The 280-nt window shown below is 63.9% G+C and carries 1 protein-coding gene; it reads left to right on the plus strand.

The window, feature by feature from the left end; translation table 11 throughout:
* On the plus strand, nucleotides 1-280 hold a 280-nt coding region (locus tag JHD77_RS31830; protein WP_199506573.1), incomplete at both ends, for a TraC family protein.

Consider the following 280-nt stretch of genomic DNA (forward strand, 5'->3'; position numbering starts at 1 on the left):
ATCCAAGGCGGCCTGGCGAACGCCGGCATCGTCGCTTCGCGCATGGGCGGACAGGAGATCAGGAACTGGTTGATCCGCTGGTTCAACCCGCACCCGGATCACCTCGGCAAGACCGATGCGGATCTACGTCGCTTCTACGAACTGGTCTGCCGGCCGGACGAACCGATCCTGCAGGACGAGTTGCCGCTGGCCGACGGCACCGACTTCTCCCAGAACCTGTTCTATCGGCAGCCTGTTTCCGATGCCACCCAGGGCGTGTGGCTCTTCGATGCCATGCCGC

It is taken from the genome of Pseudomonas sp. P20, from assembly GCF_016463925.1.
GTDB lineage: Bacteria > Pseudomonadota > Gammaproteobacteria > Pseudomonadales > Pseudomonadaceae > Pseudomonas > Pseudomonas aeruginosa.